General features: G+C 65.5%; 24 protein-coding genes. 15 read left to right on the forward strand and 9 right to left on the reverse strand.

Going from position 1 to position 26042, the window contains the following annotated elements; all coding sequences use genetic code 11:
• The 6 genes from C8J98_RS16915 to map form a co-directional block, all read right to left on the reverse strand.
• Positions 1 to 1530: a hypothetical protein gene (locus C8J98_RS16915; RefSeq protein ID WP_107914359.1), complete on the reverse strand. Its 1530-nt coding sequence runs from the start codon at positions 1528 to 1530 to the stop codon at positions 1 to 3.
• A 97-nt stretch (positions 1531 to 1627) separates the two neighbouring features.
• Positions 1628 to 2758 carry a succinyl-diaminopimelate desuccinylase gene (dapE, locus tag C8J98_RS16920; RefSeq protein WP_107914360.1) on the reverse strand — a complete coding sequence of 377 codons (1131 nt, stop codon included), beginning with the start codon at positions 2756 to 2758 and terminating at the stop codon, positions 1628 to 1630.
• A 13-nt stretch (positions 2759 to 2771) separates the two neighbouring features.
• Positions 2772 to 3125 (reverse strand): Spx/MgsR family RNA polymerase-binding regulatory protein, encoded by a 354-nt coding sequence (locus C8J98_RS16925; RefSeq protein ID WP_107914361.1) that lies wholly within the window; start codon positions 3123 to 3125, stop codon positions 2772 to 2774.
• A gap of 2 nt (positions 3126 to 3127) precedes the next feature.
• Positions 3128 to 3955: a 2,3,4,5-tetrahydropyridine-2,6-dicarboxylate N-succinyltransferase gene (gene dapD, locus C8J98_RS16930; protein WP_107914477.1), complete on the reverse strand. Its 828-nt coding sequence runs from the start codon at positions 3953 to 3955 to the stop codon at positions 3128 to 3130.
• On the reverse strand, positions 3942 to 6599 hold the full coding sequence (gene glnD / locus C8J98_RS16935; protein WP_233260266.1) for a [protein-PII] uridylyltransferase: 2658 nt from the start codon (positions 6597 to 6599) through the stop codon (positions 3942 to 3944). Before glnD ends, dapD begins: the two co-directional genes overlap by 14 nt.
• A gap of 29 nt (positions 6600 to 6628) precedes the next feature.
• The gene (gene map / locus C8J98_RS16940) at positions 6629 to 7396 is read right to left on the reverse strand and encodes a type I methionyl aminopeptidase (RefSeq protein ID WP_107914362.1); all 768 of its coding nucleotides are present in this window, start codon (positions 7394 to 7396) and stop codon (positions 6629 to 6631) included.
• A 354-nt stretch (positions 7397 to 7750) separates the two neighbouring features.
• Between map and rpsB the strand changes: the two genes are divergently transcribed.
• The 15 genes from rpsB (at position 7751) to C8J98_RS17015 (ending at position 23424) form a co-directional block, all read left to right on the forward strand.
• Positions 7751 to 8599: a 30S ribosomal protein S2 gene (rpsB, locus tag C8J98_RS16945; RefSeq protein WP_107914363.1), complete on the forward strand. Its 849-nt coding sequence runs from the start codon at positions 7751 to 7753 to the stop codon at positions 8597 to 8599.
• 85 nt (positions 8600 to 8684) lie between these two features.
• The gene (gene tsf / locus C8J98_RS16950) at positions 8685 to 9563 is read left to right on the forward strand and encodes a translation elongation factor Ts (RefSeq protein WP_107914364.1); all 879 of its coding nucleotides are present in this window, start codon (positions 8685 to 8687) and stop codon (positions 9561 to 9563) included.
• A gap of 999 nt (positions 9564 to 10562) precedes the next feature.
• Positions 10563 to 11285 (forward strand): UMP kinase, encoded by a 723-nt coding sequence (gene pyrH / locus C8J98_RS16955; RefSeq protein WP_107914365.1) that lies wholly within the window; start codon positions 10563 to 10565, stop codon positions 11283 to 11285.
• A gap of 123 nt (positions 11286 to 11408) precedes the next feature.
• Positions 11409 to 11966, forward strand: a complete 558-nt coding sequence (gene frr / locus C8J98_RS16960) for a ribosome recycling factor (RefSeq protein ID WP_107914366.1) — start codon at positions 11409 to 11411, stop codon at positions 11964 to 11966.
• 23 nt (positions 11967 to 11989) lie between these two features.
• Entirely contained in the window at positions 11990 to 12727 is a 738-nt protein-coding gene (gene uppS, locus C8J98_RS16965) for a polyprenyl diphosphate synthase (protein ID WP_107914367.1), read from the forward strand.
• A 12-nt stretch (positions 12728 to 12739) separates the two neighbouring features.
• Positions 12740 to 13558: a phosphatidate cytidylyltransferase gene (locus tag C8J98_RS16970; protein ID WP_107914368.1), complete on the forward strand. Its 819-nt coding sequence runs from the start codon at positions 12740 to 12742 to the stop codon at positions 13556 to 13558.
• Positions 13559 to 13568: 10 nt separating this feature from the next.
• Positions 13569 to 14747, forward strand: a complete 1179-nt coding sequence (locus C8J98_RS16975) for a 1-deoxy-D-xylulose-5-phosphate reductoisomerase (RefSeq protein WP_107914479.1) — start codon at positions 13569 to 13571, stop codon at positions 14745 to 14747.
• A 44-nt stretch (positions 14748 to 14791) separates the two neighbouring features.
• On the forward strand, positions 14792 to 16135 hold the full coding sequence (rseP, locus tag C8J98_RS16980; RefSeq protein ID WP_107914369.1) for an RIP metalloprotease RseP: 1344 nt from the start codon (positions 14792 to 14794) through the stop codon (positions 16133 to 16135).
• 138 nt (positions 16136 to 16273) lie between these two features.
• A complete protein-coding gene (bamA, locus tag C8J98_RS16985; protein ID WP_107914370.1) occupies positions 16274 to 18703 on the forward strand; it encodes an outer membrane protein assembly factor BamA in 2430 nt (809 codons plus the stop codon).
• A gap of 80 nt (positions 18704 to 18783) precedes the next feature.
• The gene (gene lpxD / locus C8J98_RS16990; protein ID WP_107914371.1) at positions 18784 to 19812 is read left to right on the forward strand and encodes a UDP-3-O-(3-hydroxymyristoyl)glucosamine N-acyltransferase; all 1029 of its coding nucleotides are present in this window, start codon (positions 18784 to 18786) and stop codon (positions 19810 to 19812) included.
• The gene (gene fabZ / locus C8J98_RS16995) at positions 19809 to 20282 is read left to right on the forward strand and encodes a 3-hydroxyacyl-ACP dehydratase FabZ (RefSeq protein ID WP_107914372.1); all 474 of its coding nucleotides are present in this window, start codon (positions 19809 to 19811) and stop codon (positions 20280 to 20282) included. Before lpxD ends, fabZ begins: the two co-directional genes overlap by 4 nt.
• Positions 20279 to 21052 (forward strand): acyl-ACP--UDP-N-acetylglucosamine O-acyltransferase, encoded by a 774-nt coding sequence (gene lpxA / locus C8J98_RS17000; protein WP_107914373.1) that lies wholly within the window; start codon positions 20279 to 20281, stop codon positions 21050 to 21052. The genes fabZ and lpxA overlap by 4 nt, the downstream gene beginning before the upstream one ends.
• 4 nt (positions 21053 to 21056) lie before the next feature.
• Positions 21057 to 22283, forward strand: a complete 1227-nt coding sequence (lpxB, locus tag C8J98_RS17005) for a lipid-A-disaccharide synthase (RefSeq protein ID WP_107914374.1) — start codon at positions 21057 to 21059, stop codon at positions 22281 to 22283.
• Between the two features lie 9 nt (positions 22284 to 22292).
• Positions 22293 to 22952 (forward strand): ribonuclease HII, encoded by a 660-nt coding sequence (rnhB, locus tag C8J98_RS17010; RefSeq protein WP_107914375.1) that lies wholly within the window; start codon positions 22293 to 22295, stop codon positions 22950 to 22952.
• 106 nt (positions 22953 to 23058) lie between these two features.
• Positions 23059 to 23424, forward strand: a complete 366-nt coding sequence (locus tag C8J98_RS17015) for a hypothetical protein (RefSeq protein WP_046968663.1) — start codon at positions 23059 to 23061, stop codon at positions 23422 to 23424.
• A gap of 4 nt (positions 23425 to 23428) precedes the next feature.
• Here the strand turns inward: C8J98_RS17015 and C8J98_RS17020 are convergent, their stop codons facing one another.
• The 3 genes from C8J98_RS17020 to C8J98_RS17030 are packed head-to-tail and all read right to left on the reverse strand — an operon-like array spanning position 23429 to position 26040.
• The gene (locus C8J98_RS17020; protein WP_107914376.1) at positions 23429 to 24619 is read right to left on the reverse strand and encodes a molybdopterin molybdotransferase MoeA; all 1191 of its coding nucleotides are present in this window, start codon (positions 24617 to 24619) and stop codon (positions 23429 to 23431) included.
• Positions 24620 to 25558 (reverse strand): bifunctional molybdenum cofactor biosynthesis protein MoaC/MoaB, encoded by a 939-nt coding sequence (gene moaCB, locus C8J98_RS17025; RefSeq protein ID WP_107914377.1) that lies wholly within the window; start codon positions 25556 to 25558, stop codon positions 24620 to 24622.
• Complete coding sequence (locus C8J98_RS17030) at positions 25555 to 26040, reverse strand: molybdenum cofactor biosynthesis protein MoaE (protein WP_107914378.1); 486 nt, start codon at positions 26038 to 26040, stop codon at positions 25555 to 25557. The genes moaCB and C8J98_RS17030 overlap by 4 nt, the downstream gene beginning before the upstream one ends.
• Positions 26041 to 26042 lie beyond the last annotated feature (2 nt).

Genomic DNA, 26042 nt, shown 5'->3' on the forward strand with positions numbered 1-26042 from the left:
TCAATCGTAGGGAATCACCAGTCTCAGGCGATCTTTCCACCCCACCCGGCCCTTTGCCTGGAGCGTGCTGTCAGGCGGCGGCACGTGGCCCGCGCAGTTGGGGCCGTTGAAGCAGGTGTTCCATCCCGCTTCGTAAATCATGTTGTAGGAGAGCTTCCGACCTTCGTTGCCGCGAAGCGGCAGCTCCCAGACGATCTCGTATTGAGGATTCAGCGTGCCAGCCAGCGGCGTCGCCTGCACGAGGCTGCCGTTATGACCGCGTGCGTTGATCCAGCGGTAGATGGCCGGTACATCGGGTGTCCACCGGGTGGCCCGGTAGAATCTGGCGTCGGTGTTGGTCCGCGTCTGCACCAGATGCATTTCCGATTGTGCGGTCTCCGTTGTCGCCTGAACCAGGTTGAGGCTGAAGCTCATGTTCGGTGTCGCCTTCCCCATCGTGTCGATGGACACGCCCGCCTGTGCATTGCCACCAACGATGAACCGCTCGGCCCGGGATACCGTCACTACACCGTCGATAGAGTCGACGGGGTAGAGCGTCCTCAACCTGGGCTGCCGGGGACAACCGAAGAGCTCATCTCCTTCCGGCTCGTCGCAAACGAACAGTCCCGTCTTCTCCGCGCGGGGGAAGGACGAGTTTATGGGCCACGCCGACACGACGCCGTCGTACTCGATCGGTCCCCAGCCGCTATGAATGGACGCGTCGAGTAAGCGTCGAAGCCCACCCCGTGCCGTGTCGTAATAACCTTCCGTGCCGTCCCGGCGCCCGAAGCCACTGCCGCCACCCTCTCCCACGGTCTTCGCCCAGAAAACGAACGTCGTCCCATGCGCGTCGATCGGGTCGTTGTTGCGAAGCAGAGCCCACTCGGTGACGAGACTCAACCGCGGCTCGTCGGTGGCACGAAAGGGCGCAACGGTGAACTGCGGTAACGCGGCGGTGTGCACCGATAGATTGCCGTACTGACACCATCGTCGCAGTTCACGAGAAAAGACACGAAATTCATCGCGCCCCGGCACCCTCTGGCCAAACACCGTGGTGGTCATTTTCCGGCGGAAGGCGCGGCAAACGGAGGATGGCGTTGCCGCCGAAAGGTCGAAGCTCACGTCGAGGGAGCGGCTCGAATTCTCCGTAGACCGAACGGTGCGGGGCGCCGCATCGTCCACCTCGCCACGATCGGACCATGTCCAGCCGTTCAGGACGGTCAGGCGATGGGACGCATCCGTCGCGTCGAAACCGAAGACACCCATTCCCGCACCGGGGTCCAGCACGATGGTGTTGGCGGTCGGCCATGCGTAGACGTCATCAGGCTTGAGCACACCAAGCACAGACGAAGCACCGGTCAGGGCCAGGCGCCTCCCTTCGTCCAGCCACGCCTCGATCTTAAGCTCGACTTCGACGAGGTCGTCGTTATCGTCTACCGTCAGTATCGTCACGCCGACGACACTGGTGTCGTCCTGGGTCATGGCCGGCGCCGGCTGGCAGACCGCTGCGGCAATCAGCAGCGCGAGCGTGGGGCGCGCGTAAGCTCTCATGGTCGTATCCCTACGTCAGCTCGTTATCGAGCCCGGAGAGCTTCGCGGTTGTGCGTGCGGCTACCTATCGGGGGCACCCACCGAAGGCTGTCGGCGATCAGCCCAGCATGCGCTCGCAGATAGCCTGGTACAGGTCAGGCAAGCGCTCGAGATCGGCAATCGACACGCACTCGTCCACCTTGTGGATGGTCGCGTTCACCGGACCCAGCTCGATCACCTCGGCGCCCATGGGAGCGATGAAGCGACCGTCCGACGTGCCGCCGCCGGTGCTCTGCTGCGGATCGATTCCGCAAAGGTCGCGGCACACACCGACGACGACCTCGCGCAAGTGTCCACCGGGCGTGGCAAGGAAGGGGTGTCCCGACAGATGCCAGTCCATCGAAAAACTCACGCCGTGCGCGTGAAGGATCGCCTCGGCGCGGTCGCGCAGGTCGTCGGCCGTGCTGGCGGTGGAAAAGCGGAAGTTGATCAGCGCGACGAGTTCGCCGGGAATGACGTTGTTCGCGCCGGTACCCGAGTTGATGTTGGATACCTGGAACGACGTGGGCGGGAAATCGGCATTGCCTTCGTCCCAGCGTTCCGCCGCCAACGCGGCCAACGCCGGCGCGAAGGTGTGGATCGGATTCTTCGCCTTCTCCGGATACGCCACATGACCCTGGACACCATGCACGGTCAACGTGCCCGAGAGAGAGCCACGTCGTCCGACGCGAATGAGGTCGCCAAGCCTTTCCATGGCGGACGGCTCGCCGACCACGCACGCATCGATCCGCTGGCCGGTCTTCCCGAAGTGATCGACCACCTCGCGAACACCGTGCAGCGCGACACCTTCCTCATCGCTGGTCAGCAGCAGGCCGACCGTACCGTGATGATCCGGATGGTCGACGACGAAACGCTCCAATGCCACGACCATGGCCGCCACCGAGCCTTTCATGTCGGCGGTGCCGCGGCCGTAAAGCAGGCCATCGCGCTCGGTCGGTTCGAACGGCGGCGAAGCCCAGTGCTCTTCCGGGCCGGTCGGCACAACATCGGTGTGGCCGAGGAAAGCGAGCACCGTGCCGCCGGCGCCATGGGTTACCCAGAGGTTATCGACATCGCCAAAGCGCAGGTGTTCGATACGAAAACCCACGGCGGAAAGACGATCCGCGATCAGCGGCAGGCAGCCGGCATCCTCCGGCGTAACTGAGCGCCGGCGGATGAGATCGCGGGTGAGATCGATGACTGAGGACATGGACTGGCTTGCCTTACTTGCCGAAGCGCTTCTTGAACGCGTTGTCAGTGAAGCCGACGGTGACATCGTCGCCCTCGACCACCACCGGTCGCTTGATCAGCGCCGGGTATTCCTTTAGCAGCAGTGTCCACTCGGGATCGCTACGCGGGTCCTTGCGCTGCGGCAGTAGCGTGCGCCACGTCGTCGACGCCTTATTGACCAGCTTCTCCCACCCACCGAGCTTCCCGGCCCACACTATCAGTGTCGGCGCCGGCACCGGGTCTGCCCTGTAATCGATGAACTCATGGGCCACGTCGAAACGCGTTAGCCAGTTGCGCGCTTTCTTGCAGGTGTCGCAGGTGGGAAGGCCGTAGAGGGTGACGGTCATGCTCACTCGCCGCTGCGCAGGAGTTCGTTGATGCCGGTCTTCGAGCGGGTCTTCTCGTCGACCTGCTTGACGATGATCGCAGCGTAGAGGCTGTGGCTTCCGTCCTTCGCAGGCAGGCTGCCGGCGACAACAACGCTGCCCGCCGGAACGCGGCCGTAGCTGACCTCGCCCGTGGCGCGGTTGTAGATGCGGGTGGACTGGCCGAGGAATACGCCCATGCCGATCACCGAGCCCTTCTCCACCACCACACCCTCGACCACTTCGGAACGAGCGCCGATGAAGCAGTTGTCTTCGATGATGGTCGGGTTCGCCTGCAGCGGCTCCAGCACGCCGCCGATACCGACACCGCCACTGAGGTGCACACCAGCGCCGATCTGCGCACAGGAGCCCACCGTCGCCCAGGTGTCCACCATGCTGCCCGCGCCGACGTAGGCGCCAATGTTGGTGTAGCTGGGCATCAGCACCGCGTCTTTCGCGATATGGGCGCCACGGCGCACCAGCGCGCCCGGCACGATGCGTGCGCCCAGATTGGCGTACTCCGTGGCGTCGCCATCGGCAAAGCGCAGCGGCACCTTGTCGAACGCACTGGACGGGCCGCCATCCATGACGCGGTTGCCGTTCATGCGGAAGTACAGCAACACCGCCTTCTTCAGCCAGGCGTTGACGGTCCAGCCGCCCTCGCCGTCGGGTTCGGCGACACGGCGTTCGCCGGATTCGAGCAGGTTGAGCACCTGGTCGACCGCTTCGCGGAGGCTGCCTTCGATTTCGTTCTGATTGAGGTCGGCACGACGTTCGAAGGCGTCGTCGATGAGGGACTCAAGCGTTTGCATCTGCATTCAAGCTGTTCCTGGGGTTTTCGAAACCGATATGACGAAGCAGGCATTCGCGCAGGATCTCACGGCGTTGCGGAGACAGTGGCGCGTTGCTGCGATCGGTAAGTTGGAAGAAATCTTCGACACGCTCGCCGAACGTCGCGATACGCGCATCATGCACGCGCACCTCGGCTTCGGCCAGCGCCTGGGCGACGGCGGCGAGCAGGCCGGGCCGGTCGGTGCATACCAGGGCAAGCTGCGTGCGTTCGCCGGCATCGAGGAATTCGATGCGCGGCGCCATCTGGAAGTGACGCAGGTGTCGCGACAGGCTGCGCTTCGGCGGCCCCTGTCCCGCAGGCTGGTCCAGCGCCCGCAGCATGCGCGTGCGCAGTTCCTCGGCCCTTTGCAGCGACGCCGGCGCCTGCGAGTCCGACTCCAGCAACAGGAAGGTATCCAGCGCCTTTCCGGTACTCGAAACAAGAATGCGGGCCTCGACGACGGAAAAACGCAGGCGGTCGAGCATGGCGGTGACCGTGGCGAACAGGCCGTCGCGATCGGGCGTGTAGATGAAGAGCTCCGTGCTTCCGCGCACGGAGAACGGATGCACCTCCACCAGCGGCATGGCGCCGCGGGCGCGCAGGATCGCCGCGGTCTGCCAGGCGATCTGTTCGGGGCGATGACGCAGGAAGCTGAGGTCCGGAAATTCCGCCCAGACGCCGGCGATGTCATCGGCGGCCACGTGCTCCGCGACCAGCATGCCGAGTGCCCGCTCACGCGTTTCGCGCAGGCGTATGCCCGCATGGGCCGGCGGCGTGAGGTCACTGCGCAGGGCGAATCGCGTCGATGTGTAGAGGTCGGCAAGCAGCCGGTCTTTCCAGGCGTTCCACAGCTTGGGGCTGGTACCGATGATGTCGGCGATCGTCAGCAGGTAGAGATGATCGAGGTGCTCCCAGTCACCTACCGTGGCACCGAAGCGATGTACCACGTCGGGATCGGTGATGTCCTGGCGCTGCGCCGTCGTGCTCATGAGCAGGTGATGGCGCACCAGCCACGCGACGAGCTCGATCTCCTCCCCGGGCAGGCCGAGTCGCGCGCAGAACGCGCGCGCGTCCTCTTCACCCAGCTTCGAATGATCTCCGCCCCGGCCCTTTGCGATGTCATGGAACAAGGCCGCCAGCAGAAGCAGTTCCGGCTTTTCGACGTGCGGCCAGATTTCACAGGCGATGGGAAAATCGCGCCGCGCGGCAGCATCGGCGAAGCGGGCCACGTTGCGCAGGACGCGCAGCGTGTGTTCGTCCACCGTGTACACGTGGAACAGGTCGTACTGCATGCGACCGACCACCTTGCCGAACGCCGGCAGGATCGCGGCGAGCAAGCCATGGCGGTTCATCCGCCACAAGGCTTCCACCGCCGGTGCACCACGCCTGAGCAGCGCCAGGAACGCACTGAGCACCTGCGCGTCGTCGGCCAGAGATTCGCCGTGCAGCGAAACGGCGTGCTGGATACGGCGCATGGTCTCGGCGGTAAAGCCCGTGATACCCGGTTCGTCGAGGCGCGCAATGAAAATCTCCACCAGCGAGGCCGGGCGGCGAACGAAGAGCTGCGGATTGCGCAGCGAGATGCGCGATCCGTGGCGCACATAGTCCGTACCCACCGGCAACGCCTCGGTGGCGGGATCGAGCATTTCCTCGAAACGCTCGACCAGTTGGGTGCCGGAGCGTTCGATCTGCGTCGCCGCGCGATAGTAGCCCTGCATGAACTGTTCGACGCCGAGATTCTTGGCGTGCTCGTCCTCGAAGCCCAGCCGCATGGCGAGCCCGCGCTGGTAGTCGAACAGGAGGCGCTCTTCCGCCCTGCCCGCTTCCAGGTGGAGGGCATAGCGGTAGCGACGAAGGGTTTCCTCCGCACGGGCCAGCTTGGCGGCCTCGACGGGCTCGAGCAGGCCCTCCGCGACCATGTCGTCGAAGTCCGGGGCGTCGGCCAGCCGTCGACCCAGCCAGCGCAGCGCGTCCAGCGTGCGCAGCCCGCCTGGGCCGTCCTTGAGGTTGGGCTCGAGGTTCTGCGCCGTGTCGTCATAACGCGCATGACGGGCATCGCGCTCGGCAAGCCGCGCGGCCAGGTACTGGCGCGGGGGCCACAGAGCCGGGTCGTCGAGGATGCCGCGAAGGCTCTCGGCGAGGATCGGCCAGCCGGCCAGACGTCGCGCGTCGAGCAGACTGGTGAAGACGCTGGCGTCGCTGGCGGCCAGCTCACGACACTGTTCCACGGTACGTACAGCATGGCCGGGCTTCAGGCCGATATCCCACAGGCAACCGAAGAAGCTCTCCAGCGCACGATGCAAGGCCGGCGAAGTCTCCGCCACCAGGGCCAGCAGATCCACGTCGGACGCGGGAAAAAGCATGCCGCGGCCGAAGCCGCCGACGGCGAACAGGGCGCCGGCGGCCATATCGCCCAGACAGGCACCCCAGGCGTGGACGACGATGCGGTCGACAATCTCCGATCGGCGACGGGCGAGCGCCGAGGCGTCTTCACCTTCACGGAAGGCCACGGTAAGCGACCGGTCGACGTCGCCCAGCAGTTGGCGCAGCGAACGGCGCGCCTCAGGCGATACGCCCGAACGCGGTACGACGGCGGGCAGGCGTGGAAGCGGCGGAAGCGTCACGTCGGAGCCCTCTGCGGTGGTTTTAAGCGTCAGGCGGCGTCCGGCCAGGGGGTCAGGATCTCGAAGCCATCGTCGGTCACGGCGATGGTGTGCTCCCACTGGGCCGACAGGGAATGGTCCTTGGTGACCACCGTCCAGCCATCGGGCAACGACTTGGTTTGCGGCTTGCCGGCGTTGATCATCGGCTCGATGGTGAAGGTCATCCCCGGCTTCAGCTCCATGCCCGTGCCGTTACGACCGTAATGAAGTACCTGGGGCTCATCGTGATAGACCTTGCCGATGCCGTGCCCGCAGTACTCGCGAACCACCGAGAAGCCAGCGGCTTCGGCGTGCTTCTGGATGGCGGCGCCGACGTCGCCCAGCGTGGCGCCCGGCTTCACGGCGCGGATGCCCTGCATCATCGCCTCGAACGTGGTGTCGACCAGGCGCCTGGCCAGCACGCTGGGCGTGCCGACGAAATACATGCGGCTGGTGTCGCCGTGCCAGCCGTCCTTGATCACGGTGACGTCGATATTGACGATATCGCCGTCCTTCAGGACCTTGGTCTCGGTCGGAATACCGTGACAGATCACATGGTTGACCGAGGTGCATACGGTCTTGGGGAAGCCCCGGTAACCCACGTTGGCGGGGATCGCCTTCTGCACATTCACGATATGGTCGTGGGCAAGACGGTCCAGCTCCTCGGTGGTGACACCGGGCTTGACGTGGGGCACGAGCATCGCCAGCACCTCGGCGGCCAGGCGGCCGGCCTCGCGCATCAGCTGGATCTCTTCGGGGGTCTTCGGTACGACGGCCATGATGGTTCTCTCTTTTCCTTTCGCCCTCAGGGGATTGGGCCTGCCACCCGAGGTGGCGGCGCCCCTGCCGGAAATCCACCCTCGGCTTGCGGCCAGGCGGGTCCAGAGGCTACAATTAGCGAGTTTTGCTGACCGGCGAAGCCACTTTTACGTGGCCACGGCGGCGATACGAAGCGCGATTGTAACCGTATGGCGCCAGCATTGGCCCCCACGGGAGCATCGCTTTTAACGCCACACACGCATCGGCACCGCCTTCGGGGTGCCTGGCCCGACAGGGCCGGGTCGAAGCCGGGGATGCGTGGAGGTCCCAACCCCCATAGAACCGCTCGATGCGGTTCGCCCAGGAGTAATTCCATGGCACAAGTCACCATGCGCGAGATGCTGGAAGCCGGCGTCCATTTCGGCCACCAGACCCGTTACTGGAACCCCAAGATGGCTCCGTACATCTTCGGCGCCCGCGGCAAGATCCACATCATCAACCTCGAGAAGACGCTTCCGCTCTTCACCGACGCGATGCATTTCCTCTCGGGCCTGGCCCAGAAGGGCGGCACCGTGCTCTTCGTCGGCACCAAGCGCTCCGCCCGTGAGTCGCTGGCCGAAGAAGCCGCACGCGCCGGCCAGCCGTTCGTCACCGCCCGCTGGCTCGGCGGCATGCTGACCAACTTCCGCACGGTCAAGCAGTCGGTTGCCCGCCTGAAGGAACTCGAAGCCGCCGAAACCGACGGTTCGTTCGAGAAGCTGGTCAAGCACGAAGTGCTGGCCCGTCGCCGTGAGCGCGACAAGCTGCAGAATTCGCTGGGTGGCATCAAGGACATGAATCGTCTGCCGGACGCCCTGTTCATCATCGACATCGGTCACGAAGACATCGCCGTCCAGGAAGCCCGCAAGCTCGGCATTCCGGTCGTCGCCGTCGTCGATACCAACTACGACCCGGCCCTTGTCGACTACGCCATCCCGGGTAACGACGACGCTATCCGCGCGATCCAGCTGTACGCCCGCGCCGCTGCCGACTCGATCCTCGAAGGCAAGGCCGCTTCGCCGAACGCTGCTCGTGGCGATGCCAACGAGTTCGTCGAGCTCGACGAAGAAGGCAACCCGGTCGCAAAGGACAACGCCCCGCGCGGCGATCGTCGTGGCGCCCCGGACAAGAAGGGTGCTCCGCGTCGCGAAGGCGGCCGTGACGGTGGTCGTGGCCGCGCGTAAGCGCCCCACCCTGTCGAGCTCTTCCGTTTCATCCGGCGCCGCGGCATGTCCGCCGCGGCGCTTATCAAAATATTGAGGAATTACCATGGCTGAGATCACCGCAAGCCTCGTCAAGGAACTGCGCGAGCGTTCCAGCGTCGGCATGATGGAGTGCAAGAAGGCACTCGTCGAAAACAACGGCGACATCGAAGCGGCGATGGAATGGCTGCGCAAGAATGGCCTCGCCAAGGCCGACAAGAAGGCCGACCGCGTCGCTGCCGAGGGCCTCATCGCCGTCGTGCAGAAGGCCGGCAAGGCCGTTCTGGTCGAAGTCAACAGCGAAACCGACTTCTCCTCGCGCAACGAACAGTTCATCCAGTTCACCAAGGACGTCGCTAACGTCGCCCTCGAGTCCGGTGTGACCGACATCGCCGCACTGAACGCCGCCAAGCTCGGCGACGTCACGGTCGAGGAAGGCGCCAAGACGCTCACCCTGACCATCGGCGAGAAGTTCGAAGTCCGCCGCATGGCCAAGGTCGAGAACGACGGCCCGATCGGCGCGTACTCGCACAGCGGCCGCATCGGCGTGCTCGTCGCGCTCAAGGGCGGCTCGGACGAGCTGGCCAAGGGCATCGCCATGCACGTCGCCGCGATGAACCCCAAGTTCATCAAGGTTGAAGACGTTCCGGCCGACTACGTCGAGAAGGAAAAGGACATCGCGCTGAGCCAGATGTCCGACAAGGAAAAGGCCAAGCCGGCCGACATCCTCGACAAGATCGTCACCGGCAAGATCAACAAGATCCTCGCCGAAGCGACCCTGGTCGGCCAGCCGTACGTGCTGGACGGTGACATCACCGTCGCCGAAGCCCTGAAGAAGGCCGGTGCCGAAATCGTCACGGTGCAGCGCCTGGCCGTCGGCGAAGGCATCGAGAAGGTTGTCGACGACTTCGCCGCCGAAGTCATGAAGCAGGCTGGCCTGGCGTAAGCCTTTCCTAGCTGGCAGTACCCGAAAGAGCCGCGAGTGATCGCGGCTCTTTTTTTATGCCCCTGTAGGAGCCGATTCATCGGCGAAAAGCCAACGGAGCGAAGAAGCCGTCTCCGGGGCACTTAGAACGGGCTCGCCTCCGGCCTCGCGTGCGCTCGCGTTGCGTCGCAAGAGCCGGCGGGTATCACCCTCGGGGCCACGCTGCGGCGTCCCGCGAAGGAGGGCCGCAAGAGCGGCCGTTTATCTATTGCCCTGCGGGCCGGGCCGGCGACCCACCGGCCCCGAGGATGATACCCGCCAGCTCTTCCCAACCCTGAGGTTCGTGAGGTCGAGCAACCGCCCGCCATTGGTCGTCCCTGCTGCTCTTGTAGGAGCCGATTCATCGGCGAACCCTCAACACAGCAAACGCGAACGAGGCCTTGTGTCGCATTTCGCCGGTGGTTCAACCGCCCGCCCCATCACCATAAGGCCTCATTCGCCAACACGATGGCCTGAGGGTTCGCCGATGAATCGGCTCCCACAAAAACTGCGAGCCGCGGCGACGCTGGGGGAGAGTCGGCGGGTGCCACCCTCGGGGCCGGTAGCGGAGGCGAGGGCTTCGGCTGGATAAGGCCCGCAGGGGGCCGGCCATGGATGGCCGGTCGTTTTCGCGCGACAGGAGTCGCGTCGAAAACCCCCAGCCGAAGCCCGGCCCGGCCCGAAGGGCAATAAGCAAATGGCCGCTCTTGCGGCCCTCCCCAGCGGGACGCCGCAGTCGTGGCCCCGAGGGTGGCACCCGCCGGCTCTCGCGACGCAGAGCGAGCAGCCCAACGCAAGGCCGAAGGCGAGCCTGCCCCTGGAGCGCACCGTAGTGACAAAGGCTGCGACTTCTTTGCTCCGTTGGCTTTTCGCCGATGAATCGGCTCCCACATGTTCCAGTCGACAGTTTTCACATGACTGTAACAACGCTGTGCGCGTTAAACTAAGCCCGTTTTGCCCCACACAAACTGGAGATTCCCCATGAGCACCCCGCTGAAGAACCGCCGCATCCTGCTCAAGCTCTCCGGTGAAGCCCTCATGGGAGCAGAGGATTACGGCATCGATCCCAAAGTGATCGGTGGGCTCGCCAAGGAAATCCTCGAAGTGCGCAACGCGGGCGCGCAGATCGGCGTCGTCATCGGCGGTGGCAACATCTTCCGTGGCGCGGGCCTCGCCGCCGCCGGGATGGATCGCGTCACCGGCGACCACATGGGCATGCTCGCCACCGTCATGAACGCTCTTGCCATGCAGGACGCCATCGAGAAGCTCGGTGGCGAAGCGCGAACCATGAGCGCCATCAAGATCAACGAAGTCTGCGAGGACTTCATCCGCCGCCGCGCCATTCGCCACCTCGAAAAGGGCCGCGTCGCCCTGTTCGCCGCCGGCATCGGCAACCCGTTCTTCACTACCGACTCCGCCGCCGCCCTGCGAGCCGTGGAAGTCGGCGCCGACCTGTTGCTCAAGGCCACCAAGGTGGACGGCATCTACTCGGCCGACCCCAAGCGCGACCCGACCGCCACGCGCTACGACCATCTCACCTACAACCAGGTCATCGAGCGTCGCCTCGAAGTGATGGATACCGCCGCGATTGCCCTCTGCCGCGAAAACAAGCTGCCCCTGCGCATCTACGACATGACCCAGCCGGGCAACCTCATGAAGATCATGAAGGGCGAGCCGGTGGGCACCCTGGTCGACGCCGGCTAAGCCTCTCCCCTCGGGCGAGCACCCCTTGGGGCCTTGGCCCGCGACCCTGGCGCGCCGCGGCAAGGCCGTACGCGCACGCACTGCTATACTCGTCTGCTGACCCGTTCGACCGGAAACGAGCCCATGATCAACGACATCAAGAAAGATGCTGAGACCCGTATGGGCAAGAGCATCGACTCCCTCAAGCACGACCTGAAGACGATTCGCACCGGCCGCGCGAATCCCTCCATCCTCGACAACATCGTCGTGCCCTACTACGGCACGCCGACGCCGCTCGCCCAGGTAGCCAACGTGTCCACCCCGGACGCGCGCTCGCTGTCCGTGAAGCCGTTCGACAAGGCCATGGTCGGCCCGATCGAGAAGGCCATCATGGCCTCCGACCTCGGCATCACGCCGACGACCATGGGCATGGACATCCGCCTCAACTTCCCGCCGCCGACCGAGGAGCGCCGCAAGGAGCTCGCCAAGAGCGTGTCCAAGGAAGGCGAGGCTGCCAAGATCGCCATCCGCAACGTCCGTCGCGACGCCGTGCAGCACGTGGCCAAGCTGCTCAAGGACAAGACCATCACCGAAGACGACCAGAAGCGCGCCGACACCGACATCCAGGCCCTCACGGACAAGTTCGTGAAGGAAGTCGATGCCGTCGTCAGCGAAAAGGAAAAGGAGCTGATGGCGCTCTGAGGCGCCATCGGATCGCCCCGCCCATGGCAGCGAAGCCCGACGCTCGGGTTCCCCGTCACCTGGCCATCGTCATGGACGGCAACGGCCGCTGGGCGAAACAGCGTCTGCGTCCGCGCAGCTTCGGCCACCATGCCGGACAGAAGGCGGTCAAGGAAGCGGTCGAGTTCTGCCTGCGCCGGGGCATCGCATCGCTCACGCTGTTCGCCTTTTCCAGTGAGAACTGGAATCGGCCGGCGACCGAGGTCTCGGCGCTGATGGAATTGTTCCTCAAGGCCATCGACAAGGAAGTGGACGAACTGCACGGCAACGGTGTGCGTATCCGCTTCATCGGAGACCTCGATGCCTTCGCCCCCGAATTGCGTGCGCGCATGCTGGGAGCTATGGACCGCACGGCCGGTAATGCCGCCCTGAACATGAACGTCGCCGTGAATTATGGCGGCCGCTGGGATATCGCCAACGCCGCGCGCCTCGCCGCGGAAGCGATCGCCCGGGACGAGTTCGCCGCCGCCGATCTGGACGAAACCCGACTCAACCGTTACACCTGCCTCGCCGACCAACCGCCGCTGGACCTGTTCATCCGCACCGGCGGCGAACACCGTGTCAGCAACTTCCTGCTCTGGCAGCTTGCCTATGCCGAGCTCTATTTCACCGACACCCTGTGGCCCGATGTCGACCAGGCCTGCCTGGCCGAGGCCATCGACGACTATGCCCGCCGCGAGCGCCGTTACGGCCGCACCGGTGAGCAGGTAGCCACGGGTTAACGCCGGAAACTCATGCTCAAGCAACGCATCCTCACCGCCGCCGTCCTGATCCCGGTCGTCCTGGCGCTGATCCTCCTGCCGCCGACCGGCTTCTTCGCCGCGCTCATCGCCATCGTTTTCGTGGGCGCCGCCTGGGAATGGAGCCAGCTCGCCGGCAGCCGCACCGCTGTCGGCCGTGGCATCGTCGCGGCCATCGCCGCCGTCATGCTGCTCGCCCTCCTTCTCGTCTGGACACCAGGCCTGCTCACGGCGCTGACTCTCGCCGGTGTCGCCTGGTGGATCGGCTGCTGCTTCTGGCTGCGCCATTTCACCTTCGCCGCGGCGCCGAACGCCGAGAACCGCATGCTCAAGCTCGGCGCGGGCGTCCTGGTCATCGTGCCGACCCTGGCCGCCGCCATGGCGATGCATGCCAGCGACCACGGCCACTGGTGGACCCTGCTCGGCCTGGTCATCGTGTGGTTTGCCGATACCGGCGCTTATTTCAGCGGCCGCTACTTCGGTCGCCGCAAGCTGGCCCCGCGCATCAGCCCGGGGAAGACCTGGGCCGGCGTCTATGGCGCCATTGTCGCCGGCTCGGCGATCACGGTGTTCGGCGCCTACCTGATCGGCGTGCGCGGGACCACGCAGCTTGTCGGCATGGCCGTGCTCGGCGTGATCACCGTGGGCTTTGCCGTGGTGGGCGACCTCTTCGAGAGCCTGATGAAGCGTCACGCGGCCGTAAAGGATTCCGGAAGCCTGTTCCCGGGCCACGGCGGCCTGCTCGATCGTCTCGACAGCGTTTTCGCCGCCCTGCCCATCTTCGCGGCCGGCAAACTGCTGCTGGGCCTGTAGCGCCATGGCCATCCGACAGGTCGCCGTGCTCGGTGCCACCGGTTCCATCGGCGGCAGCACGCTCGACGTCATCGCCCGTCATCCGGACCGTTTCCGCGCCAGCGTGCTCGTCGCAAACCGGAACACCGAAGCATTGGCTGCGCTGTGCGAGCGCTTTCGACCCGACCTGGCGATCATCGCCGACCCGGGCATGGAGGCCGACCTCGCCCGCCGCCTCGCCGCCGCCGGCGTGCGTTGCGAGGTGGCGTCCGGCGCCGAAGCAGTCACCGCCGCAGCCGCCGGCCCGCTCTGCGACACCGTGGTTGCCGCCATCGTGGGCGCGGTCGGCCTGGACTCCACGTTCGCCGCCGCGCGCGCCGGCAAGCGCCTGTTGTTGGCGAACAAGGAATCCATCGTCATGGGCGGCGCCCTGCTGCTCGAAGCCCTGCACCAGGGCGGCGGTGACCTCATCCCGGTCGATTCCGAACACAATGCGATCTTCCAGTGCCTGCCGGGTGGGCGCCCGGAACTCGCCCGCGCAGGTGTCCGTCGACTGGTGCTGACCGCTTCCGGCGGTCCGTTCCGCGGCCGCACGCGCGCCGAGCTCGGCTCGATCACCCCGGACGAGGCCTGCGCCCATCCGAAGTGGTCGATGGGCCGGAAGATCTCGGTGGACTCCGCCACGCTGATGAACAAGGGCCTCGAAGTCATCGAGGCGCATCACCTGTTCGCCGCGCCGGTCGACCGCATCGAGGTCGTGGTCCATCCGCAGAGCCTGGTTCACTCCATGGTCGACTACGTCGATGGATCGATGCTCGCCCAGCTCGGCAACCCGGATATGCGCACGGCGATCTCCTGTGCCCTGGCATGGCCCGAGCGTATCGACGCCGGGGTCGCCCCGCTCGACCTGGCTGCCCACGCCCGCCTCGACTTCGAAAAGCCCGATCTGGACACCTTCCGCTGCCTCGCGCTGGCCTTCCAGGCCCTGCGGGCGGGTGGCGACGCCACCACGATCCTGAATGCCGCCAACGAAATCGCCGTGGATGCGTTTCTTGCCGGGACGCTGCCGTTCCTGGGCATCGCGGAGCTCGTCGAACGCGTTCTTGAGGAACTGCCGGCCGAACCCGTGGTCGATGTCCAGACCCTTGTAGAGCGCGACGCTGCCGCCAGGCGGTCGGCGCGGGACGTTCTGCACCGCGCTTACTGCTAAACTCGCTCTACCCAACGACTTTTTTTCGAGACCCTCCCTCTCCGATGAGCCCCTTCCTAGGTTCCGTGTTCTGGCTGCTGGTCACGCTTGGCGTACTGGTGACCTTCCACGAATTCGGCCATTACTGGGTCGCGCGCCGCTGCGGCGTGCGCGTACTCCGCTTCTCGGTCGGCTTTGGCCGTCCGCTGTGGCGGCGCGTCGCAAAGGACGGCACCGAGTACCAGGTGGCCGCCATTCCGCTGGGCGGCTACGTGAAGATGCTCGATGCCCGCGAAGGCGAAGTCGATCCTTCAGAGCGCGGCCAGGAATTCACCGGCAAGTCGGTCTGGAAGCGAATCGCCATCGTCGCCGCGGGTCCTGCGTTCAACCTCATTTTTACCGTCGCCGCGTTCTGGGCGATGTACATGATCGGCAAACCCGACGTGGCGCCCATCGTCAACGCCGCGCCGGGCACGATCGCCGCGCAGGCGGGCATCCGTCCCGGTGACCGCCTGATCGCCATGAACGGCTACGCGGTCGCTACCGGTAGCGATGCTTTCGACGTGCTCGCCAACGGCCTGCTCGGCAACGAGCCGATGCCCGTGCAGGTCAAGGGCACCGATGGCGGTCAGCGCAACGTGGTCCTGCCCCTGCAAAACCTCTCTGCCGAAGGCGACATCGGCAAGAAGTTCACCCAGCTTGGCCTGACCCTACAGACCACGCCCTTTGTCGGCGACGTCATGCCCGGCGATCCCGCCGCCCTGGCCGGCATTCGCCCGGGCGATCGCATTGTCAGCGTCAATGGCAAGCCGGTGGCGGACTTCGACACATTCACGAAGCTGGTGCCCGAGCAGGCGGTGATCTCGCCCAGGCTCGCCGTGGTCATCGAACGCGACGGCAAGACGCAAACCCTCGACATCACCGCCCGAATGAAGTCCGAGCGCGGCCAGCCCACCCGCTGGATGATCGGCATCGGCGCTCGCCCGCCGGAAACTGCCACGCTGCGCTATGGCCCCGTGCGCGCCTTCAGCGAGTCGCTGCGCGCGACCTGGGGTGGCACCGTCTCCACCTTCAACCTGATCGGCAAGATGCTCTCCGGGCAGGCTTCGACCAAGAATCTCTCCGGGGTCATCGGCATCGCGCAGGTCGCCAACGATCAGGCCAACCGTGGCCTGGGGTGGTTCCTGAACTTCCTCGGTCTGGTCTCGCTGAGCCTCTGTATCTTGAACCTGTTGCCCATCCCGGTCTTGGACGGTGGACACCTGCTGTATTACCTTATCGAGTTGGTCAAAGGCAGCCCGGTCAGCGAACGCATCATGATCGCCGGCCAGTACGTCGGGCTCGCCCTGCTGTTCACGCTGATGGGGCTGGCGTTTTTCAACGACATCCAGCGAATGATCGTCTCGTGACGAGGCATCCGTATTACCCCGGCCCTGGGCGCTCGCGCGTCCATGGCCAGACGACGTCGGGCATGAGCCCTGCGCGTGCTCCTATTCGGTCGCCGGCCTCGTCCGCCGGCTTCTGGTCTTAACTCAACGGAATCGACGATGAAGCGTATCGCCGCCCTGATCCTGCTCGCCTCCCTGTCCGCCAATGCGCTTGCTTTTGAGCCGTTCGTCGTCTCCGATATCCGTATCGACGGTCTCACCCGCATTGCCCAGGGCACGGTACTGAGCTATCTGCCGATCGAGAAGGGCGAGTCCTTGACCGACGAGAAAGCCCAGGCCGCGATTCGCGCCCTGTACCAGACAAAATTCTTCAGCGACGTGGAAATTGAACGCCAGGGCGACATCCTGGTGATCAAGGTCACCGAGCGTCCGGCCATCGCGAAGCTCACGCTGCGCGGTAACAAGGACATCAAGGAAGACGACCTGCGCAAGGGCCTGAAGGAGATCGGCCTGTCCGAAGGTGAAACCTTCGACCGCCTCTCCCTCGACCGTGTCCAGCAGGAACTCATCCGCCAGTATTACAACCGCGGCAAGTACAACGTGTCGGTCATCCCGCACGTCACGCCGCTGGACCGTAACCGCGTGGCGATCGACATCGAAATCCGCGAAGGCAAGGCGGCGAAGATCAAGGAGATCAACGTCGTCGGCAACAAGGCCTTCACCGACAAGGCCATCCGCGATGGCTTCGAATCGAACACGTCCAACTGGCTGTCCTGGTATTCCAAGGACGACCAGTACTCGCGCGAAAAGCTCTCCGGCGATCTGGAAAAGCTCAGCAACTACTACATGAATCGCGGCTACGCCGACTTCGGCGTCGATTCCACGCAGGTGGCGATCAGCCCGGACAAACGCGCGATGTACATCGACGCGAGCGTCAAGGAAGGCGAGGTCTACACCGTCTCCGATGTCCACCTTCTCGGTGAACTGATCCTGCCGGAAGACACCCTGCGCAAGCTGGTGTACATCCACAAGGGCGATACCTTCAACCGTGCGGCCATCGAAGCCAGCACCGACGCGATCAAGGCCATCCTCGCCAATATCGGTTACGCCTTCGCCAAGGTGACGCCGGTGCCGAAGCTGGACAAGGACAAGCGCACCGCCGACCTCACGCTCTTCATCGAGCCGGGCAAGCGCGTGTATGTGCGCCGCGTGGTCTTCCAGGGAAATACCCGCACGGAAGACGAGGTCCTGCGTCGTGAAATGCGCCAGCTCGAAGGCGCCTGGTACTCGCAGGGTGCGATCGACCGCTCGAAGACCCGCCTGCAGCGCCTGGGTTACTTCAAGACCGTCGACATCGACAAGGCCCTCGTGCCGGGCACGGTCGACCAGGTCGACCTGACCGCGAAGGTCGAGGAACAGTCGGCCGGCTCGCTGATGTTCGGCGTGGGTTACTCGCAGTACTCCGGCATCATCCTGTCGGCCTCGGTCTCGCAGAACAACTTCCTCGGTACGGGTGACCGCTTCTCCATCGGCGCGGAAACCAGCACGTATTACAAGCGCATCAATGCGAGCTACACCAATCCGTACCTCACCGATTCGGGTGTGCAGATCGGCTACAACGTCGGCTACAGCAAGCTCGACTACGGCGACACCGACCTGGCTAACTACACGTACAGCACCAAGTCGTTCCAGACGACGCTGTCGTTCCCGATCTCCGACTTCGATTCGCTGTCCACCAGCCTCGGCGTCAGCTCGAACCTGATCAACACCTCCACGTACACCCCGGGCCAGCTGGTGGCGTACCAGGATGCGATCGGCAACAAGACGATCCACTCGTGGACCTCGAGCCTGGGCTTTACGCATGACACGCGTAACAGCTACTGGGCCCCGACCCGCGGCGGTCAGCTGACCGCATCGGTCGAAGGCGCCCTGCCCGGTTCCACCGTGCAGTACTACAAGATCTTCGGCGAAGCCAACCACTACTGGCCGATCGGCAAGGGCTTCGTGCTCTACCTCGACGGCCAGGTAGGCTACGGCAAGACCTACGGCCAGAGTTACGACAACGACGGTTACGCCTATAACCCGAACGATCCGCTCAACCCGACCAAGATCTACTCGAAGGGTGACAAGGTCGCGTTCCCGTTCTGGGAGAACTACTACGCCGGCGGCGTGCGTGACGTCCGCGGTTTCCAGGACAACACCCTGGGTCCCCGCCTCTGCGACGGCCTCAGCACGAACCAGGGCGGCAAGCCCGACAGCCACGGCAATTGCACCGGCGGCTACTACAGCTACGGCCAACCGGTCGGTGGCGCGTTCAAGGTGCTCGGCACGGCGCAGATGTTCCTGCCGCTGCCCTTCCTGAAGGACGTGAACACGGCCCGCGTGTCCTGGTTCGTCGACGTCGGTAACGTCTACTCCTCCTACTCGGCATTCAATGCCAGCGACCTGCGCGCTTCGACGGGTCTGTCGCTGCAGTGGCAGGCGCCGATCGGTCCGCTGATCATCAACTTCGCGGTGCCGTTCCGTAAGCAGTCCGACGACGGCCGATTTGTCGAGCGTATCCAGTTCACCTTCGGCAGCCAGCTCTAAGGCTTGCAAGCCGCTAGAATCGAGGGGTGGTGCGGCTCCGGCCCACCACCCCTTTTTTATGGGATTGCCTGGAGTGCCCCGTGAGCGGAAATCCGCAGTACACCCTGGCCGAGCTGGCCGAACGTTTCAGCCTCGAAGCCCATGGCGATCCCGCGACGGTCGTGGATGGCGTCGGCACCTTGTCGGCCGCTACCGCCTCACAGTTCACCTTCCTGTCCAATTCGAAGTACACCTCGCAACTGGCCGAGTCGCAGGCCGGTATCGTGGTGCTCGCCGCCGAGGCCCTCGCGCTGCGCAAGGGTGCGGCACTGGTGGCGAAGGATCCCTACGTCGCCTACGCGAAGATCGCCGCATTGTTCGAGCGCGTGGCCGCCGCACCGCGTGGCATCCATGCGAGCGCGGTCGTTTCGCCTTCCGCCCGCGTGCATCCCACGGCGAGCGTCGGCCCGTGCTGCGTGATCGACGAGGGCGCGGTAATCGAGGAAGGCGTGATCCTCGGCCCACACTGCGCCATCGGGCCGGGCTGCGTGGTCGGCGCCAACTCGCGCCTGGTCGGCCGGGTGACCCTGGTTATCCGCGTCACCCTGGGTAAGCGGGTCCTGGTCCACCCCGGCGCCGTCATCGGGTCGGACGGCTTCGGGCTCGCTTTCGACCGCGACCACTGGGTCAAGCTCCCTCAACTGGGTGGCGTGCGTATCGGCGACGACTGCGAAATCGGCGCCAACACCACCATCGATCGCGGTGCACTCGACGATACCGTGCTTGAGGAGGATGTCCGCCTCGACAACCAGATCCAGATCGCACACAACGTGCATATCGGCGCTCACACGGCCATGGCTGGCTGTTCCGCGGTCGCCGGCAGCGCCAGAATCGGCCGTTATTGTCTGATTGGCGGCAACGCCGGCGTCCTCGGCCACCTCGAACTGGCCGACCGGGTTACCATCACGGCGAAAAGCCTGGTCACCGCGTCGATCAGGGAACCGGGCGAATATTCGTCCGGAACACCGTTGCAGGAAAACCGCCAGTGGCGGCGCAATGCGGCGCGCTTCAAACATCTCGACGAGTACGCGCGCCGGCTGTCGGCGCTGGAAAAGGATAAAGGGCAATGACTGATACGAACGCTGCCGTGAAGCTCCCGGTAGATGTGGAGCACATCCAGCGGCTGCTGCCGCACCGTTACCCGTTCCTGCTGGTGGATCGTGTGATCGAACTCGATCCGGGCAAGAGCATCGCGGCAATCAAGAACGTCACCATCAACGAGCCGTTCTTCCAGGGCCACTTCCCGGGTCACCCGGTCATGCCTGGCGTGCTGATCGTCGAGGCCATGGCACAGACCGCCGGCCTTCTCACCCAGCTGACCAGCCAGATCGAAGGCCATAGCGGCAGCCCGCTGTTCTACCTGGTCAAGGTGGACAACGCCCGCTTCTCCGCCGTCGTCGCCCCGGGCGACCAGCTTCGCCTGGAAGTGTCGCTCAAGCGCCTCCTGCGCGGCATGGGCCTGTTCGAGGCCAGGGCCCTCGTCGACGGCAAGACCGTGGCGTGTTGCGAGCTGATGTGCGCGGCGAGGAACGATAAATGATCCATCCCACGGCGCAGATCGATCCCACCGCGCGCATCGCGGACAACGTCAGCATCGGCGCGTTCAGCGTCATCGGTGCGAACGTCGTCATTGGCGAGGGCACGACCGTCGGTCCGCACGTGGTGATCGAAGGGCCGACCACCATCGGCCGCGACAACCGCATCTCGCAGTTCGCGTCCATCGGCGGTCCGCCGCAGGACAAGAAGTGGCAGGGCGAACGCACCGAAGTCATCATCGGCGACCGCAACCTCATCCGCGAATTCGTCACGATCAATCGTGGTACGGGCGATGGTGGCGGCATCACGCGCATCGGTAACGACAACTGGCTGCTTGCCTACGTGCATATCGCGCACGACTGCCAGGTCGGCAACCATGTGGTCTTCTCCAATTACTCGGCCCTTGCCGGGCACGCCGACATCGGCGACTGGACAATCATGTCGGGCTATTCCGGCGTGCATCAGTTCTGCAAAGTCGGCGCGCACGCCTTTATCGGCATGGGCTGCCTGGTCGGTTCCGACGTACCGCCGTTCGTGATGATGGCCAATGAAACGCGCGGCCGTCCGCGTGGGATCAATAGCGAAGGCCTGAAGCGCCGCGGCTTCGATACCGCGCGCATCGCCGCCATCAAGCGGGCCTACCGCACCCTGTACATGGGTGGCCTGCCGCTGGCCGAGGCACGCGAGCAACTGCTCGCCCAGGCGGAAACCAGCGAGGACGTGCGCCAGATGCTCGAGTTCCTCGACCGTAGCGAGCGCGCGCTGGCCCGCTGACGCCATGCCGTCGACACCCCCTTCCCCGGCCTCGCCGACGATCGCCCTGATTGCCGGCGAGGACTCCGGTGACCAGCTGGGCGCGGACCTCATCGACGCCCTGCGCGAGCGCTTTCCGGCCGCGCGCTTCGTCGGCATCGGCGGCCCCCGCATGATGGCCCGGGGTTTCGAGTCCTGGTACGACATCCGCGAACTGTCCGTCATGGGCTTCGCCGAGGTGGTCAAACACCTGCCGCGCCTGCTTCGCCTGCGCAAGGGGCTGCTCGGCAAGCTATTGGCCGCGCGCCCGGACATCACCGTCGGGATCGACGCGCCCGACTTCAACCTCGGCGTGGAGCGCAAGCTCAAGACCGCAGGGCTGCGCACGATCCACTATGTCAGCCCGTCCGTCTGGGCCTGGCGCGAGAAGCGTGCGGAGAAGATCGGCCAGTCCGCCGACCGTGTGCTCTGTCTGTTCCCGATGGAGCCGCCCATCTACGCAAAGCACGGTATCGACGCGCGCTTCGTCGGTCATCCCCTTGCCGACCGGTTCCCGATGGTGTCCGACCGGGCCGCGCCCCGCGACGCGCTCGGCCTGCCACACGATGCACCGGTTCTTGCCGTACTTCCCGGCAGCCGCCCCAGCGAGATCGATCGTGTCGGCGCCATCTTCATCGAGGCGGCCAGGCGCGTGGCAGCCGCCATGCCCAACCTGCGCATCGTGGTTCCGGCCGCGAACGAGCGCGTCCATGCACGACTGAAGACGCTGCTGGCGGACTTCCCGGGGACGCCACCGATGCTGACCGACGGCCATGCCCATGAGGTCATGCTCGCCGCCGACGTGGTCCTGCTCGCCTCCGGCACGGCCACCCTCGAGGCGATGCTGGCCAAACGGCCCATGGTGGTCGGTTACCGCGTCTCGCCCACCAGTTATCGCATCGCCAAAGTGCTGCGCATGCTCAAGACCGACGTGTACAGCCTGCCGAACATCCTGGCCCGTGCCTGCGGCCTCGGCCGGCGCCTGCTCGTGCCGGAATTCATGCAGGACGACTGCACCCCGGAACATCTGGCCGACGCCACCCTGGCCCTGCTCGGCGACAGTGAACGCCGTGGCGGTGTCGTGGCTGCGTTCGAATACCTTCACCAGGAGCTGCGTGGTGGCCTGGAGGGCCGCGCGGCCGACCACGCCGCCGACGCCATCGCCGAGCTGATGCCCGCTTCCGTCTTGCCCGCCGGCAACCGACCGGCCTAGGCTGCGCTCATGCCCCGCAAGCGCAATGTCACCTGCCAGCTCTCCCGCGACCTCATCGTCGCCGGCGTCGATGAGGCCGGGCGCGGTCCGCTCGCCGGGCCCGTCGTGGTGGCTGCGGTGATTCTCGACCCGGCCCGGCCGATCCGCCGCCTCAACGACTCCAAGCAACTGACCGAAGACGTCCGCGAGAAGCTCTACGGCCGCATCGTCGAGCGCGCCCTGGCCTGGACGGTGATCTTCGTTGAGCGCGAGGAAATCGACCGGATCAACATCTTCCAGGCGACGATGATTGGGATGACGCGCTCGCTGATGGGGCTTTCCCTGGCGCCGCACATGGCCCTCATCGACGGCAACCGACTTCCACGCACACTGCCCTGCGAGGCGCGTGCCGTGATCGGCGGCGATGCCACCGAGCCGGCGATCAGCGCCGCCTCGATCCTCGCCAAGGTCAGCCGCGACCGGCACATGCATGCCCTGGATGCCGAGCATCCCGGCTATGGCTTCGCCAGGCACAAGGGCTACGGCGTTCCCGAGCACCTGGATGCCCTGGGCCGCCTCGGCCCCTGCGCGGCCCACCGACGGAGCTTCGCGCCGGTCAGGCGCTGGTTCGAGCCTGAGGCCGGGGGTGGGCTCGAGGCCACCGGCGACCTGTTCGCCACCGCCATCTGACCCTCCCGGACAAATCCGGCCTAAAGTCGGAATTGAACCTGCCGATACGAAGTCTACGCGCCCTCACCAGGTGCGAGCCTTTCCCTATCGATGACAGGTAACACCCATGAAGAAGATCGCCATCGCCGCCGCGCTGTTTCTCGCCGCTCCGTTGTCCGCCCACGCCGCCTGCGCCGCCAAGGATTTCACCATCGACGGCTTCGCCGTCAAGGTGCAGCAGGGCTCGGGCCAGCCGCGCTTCAGCATGAAGGGCAACCTCGTTAACAAGTGCCCCGAAGCCGCGGCCGCGCAGATCCGTATCGACGCGAAGGATTCGACCGGCAAGGTCATCGCCAGCAAGCAGGGCTGGCCGGCAGGCACGTCCAACATCGAACCGGGCAAGAGCGTCGACTTCGACCTCGGCCGCCTGTTCCGCTACTCGGCGGACATGTCGGACTACACCGTGGTCGTGACGGACGTGAAGGCCTGGTAACAGGTCAGATCGGGATCCACGAGACACGCTCGCCGGAGGCGAAAGCCTCCGCGCGAGACGGTAGCCAGACCAGTGCATGCGCCGATGCCAGGTTGCTCAGCATGTGCGAGTCCTGGCGAGGCAGCGCTTCCAGCCTGACCACGCCTTCCTCGTTGTGCAGGCGCATGCGAACCAGCCGGTCACGCTCTGCATCCGCATCGACCGCAGCGCTGAGGACACCCCCGCGCCACTTGGGCTGATCCGCCGTTTCGCCCTCGAGGCGACCGAGCACGGCGCGCGCATGAACGGCCAGACAAACCAGCACGGCGGCCGGGTTGCCCGGCATGCCCAGCAACACCTTGCCCTCACGCATGCCGAACCACAGGGGTTTGCCGGGCTTCTGCGCCACCTTCCAGAACACCTTGCGCACGCCGAGACGATCGGCGACGGAGGGCACGAAGTCGCGATCGCCTACGGACACGCCGCCGCTGGTAACGATGATGTCGGCACTGTCGAGTGCGGCGCTCAGGGCTTCTTCGAGCGCAGCCTCGTCGTCCCGCACGTAGGCTACGACCGGCTCGCCGTATCCGTTTTCAACAAACCAGGCGCGAAGCAACGGCCCGTTAGCGTCATAGACCATGCCAGGCGCGAGTGGCTCACCCGCGCGAAGCACTTCGTCACCGGTAATGAGCACGGCGACGCGCGGACGACGGTACACCTCGACCGTATCGATGCCCGCCATGGCGAAGGCCGCGACCAGACCCGCGGTTATGCGTTGGCCGGCGTTCGCGATGATGCTGCCCGCGGCGAGCTCCTCGCCTTCGTAACGTATGGCGTCACCGGTCCGCACCGCTTCGGTGAGCACGATGCCCGTTCCCGTGCGTTCGACGATTTCCTGGCGTGCCACGGCATCCGCACCCTCGGGAACCACGCCTCCGGTCAGGATGCGTACCGCCTGCCCTGTGCCGACGACCACACCCGCCGGCTCGCCGGCCGCCGCCGTGCCGATGAGCGTGCGCGGCGCCTCCCCTTCGGCGGCGCGCAGGGCATAGCCATCCACCGCACTCTGGGTGAATCGCGGCAGCGCGATGCGCGCGGTGGCCGCCTCGGCCAGCACCGAACCGAGGGCGAGTTCCACCGGCAGGCGATGCGTGGGCAGTCGGCCTACCCACTTACGGTAGAGCCCGAAGGTTTCCTGTAGCGGCAGCAAGGCCATTCAGTGCCCCTCGCCGTAACCGCCGGGATGATGCCCACCCGCACGGCCGGTTTCCAGGAGATGGATAAGTCCCGGCAAGGTAGCGGCGAGCGATTCGCTCGCACCACCGCGGCTGCCCGGAAAGGTGACCAGCAAACTGTCGCGAACGTAGCCGGCCACGCCGCGCGAGAGCATGGCGAAGGGCATGCGCTGTTGCCCGAAGGCGCGCGCGGCTTCCATGATTCCCGGAATTTCGACGTCCAGCATGGGCTTGACTGTATCGACGGTGATGTCGCGCGGGCCCAGTCCCGTGCCTCCGACGGTGATGATCATGGCGGTGTCGGCATCGATCAGGGTTCCTAACAGATCGCCCAGCATGGCGGCGTCATCCGCGATCACGGTGTACCCGACCGGGCCAAAGTTGGCTGCGGTCAGGGCATCGCGCACCCAGGTACCCGCCGTGTCCTGCTTGGCCCCGCTGGCCACCGTGTCGGACAGCACAACGACCGCGGCGCTGCGCGGTGTCGACAGCGTCCGCCTGTAGTGCGACTTGCCGCCGGTCTTGCGCTCGAGACGACAGTCTTCGATATGCAACTCGTCCGGCTCGGCATACGGCTTGAGCATGTCGTAGAGCGTGAGCGCGGCCAGGCTGGCCGCCGTCAGTGCTTCCATCTCCACGCCCGTGGGGCCGATGGTCTGCACTTCCGCGATGACTCTTACCGAGGCGTCTGCCAGCTCGTAGGTCACCTCGGCGCGATGGATCGGCAAGGGATGGCAGAGCGGAATGAGTTCATCCGTGCGTTTGGCGGCGAGGATACCGGCGACGCGTGCCGTCTTCAGCGGATCGCCCTTTTCGGTATCGCCGCTGCGCAGCAACTCGATGCAGTGGGCTGGCGCGTGCAAGGTGGCGGTCGCGCGGGCAACGCGCAGGGAATCCGGCTTCTGGCTGACGTCTTTCATCCGTGGCTCGTATGTGAGTGATGGCGATGGGGGCGTGCCGTGGCGTCATCCATGTCGTCACGGATGCAGCATCCTTCGACGAATGCGCTGCTGCCATCGTTATAGAACTCTTCCTTCCAGATCGGAGCACCGTGCTTCACGGCGTCCACGGCATAGCGGCACGCATCGAAGGCTTCTGCCCTGTGCGGCGCACGCACCACGCAGACGATGGCGATATCGCCGATCGACAGGTCTCCCAGGCGATGCATGATTCGCACGTAAGGCACGCCATATTTCTCTCGCGTGGCCGCCTCCACCTCGCGAATGATCTTCGCCGCGAGCGGCTCATGTGCCGTGTACGTGAGGTGCCGCACCGACCTTCCTTCGTGGTGGTCGCGCACCGTGCCGACGAACAGCGCAAGGCCGCCGCATTCCGGATGGGCGTTCAGCTCGAGAAGGGGCTCGACCGTCACTGTGTCATGGGAAAGCACTGCATGTTCCATGC

The organism is Luteibacter sp. OK325 (assembly GCF_003050935.1).
Taxonomy (GTDB): Bacteria; Pseudomonadota; Gammaproteobacteria; order Xanthomonadales; family Rhodanobacteraceae; genus Luteibacter.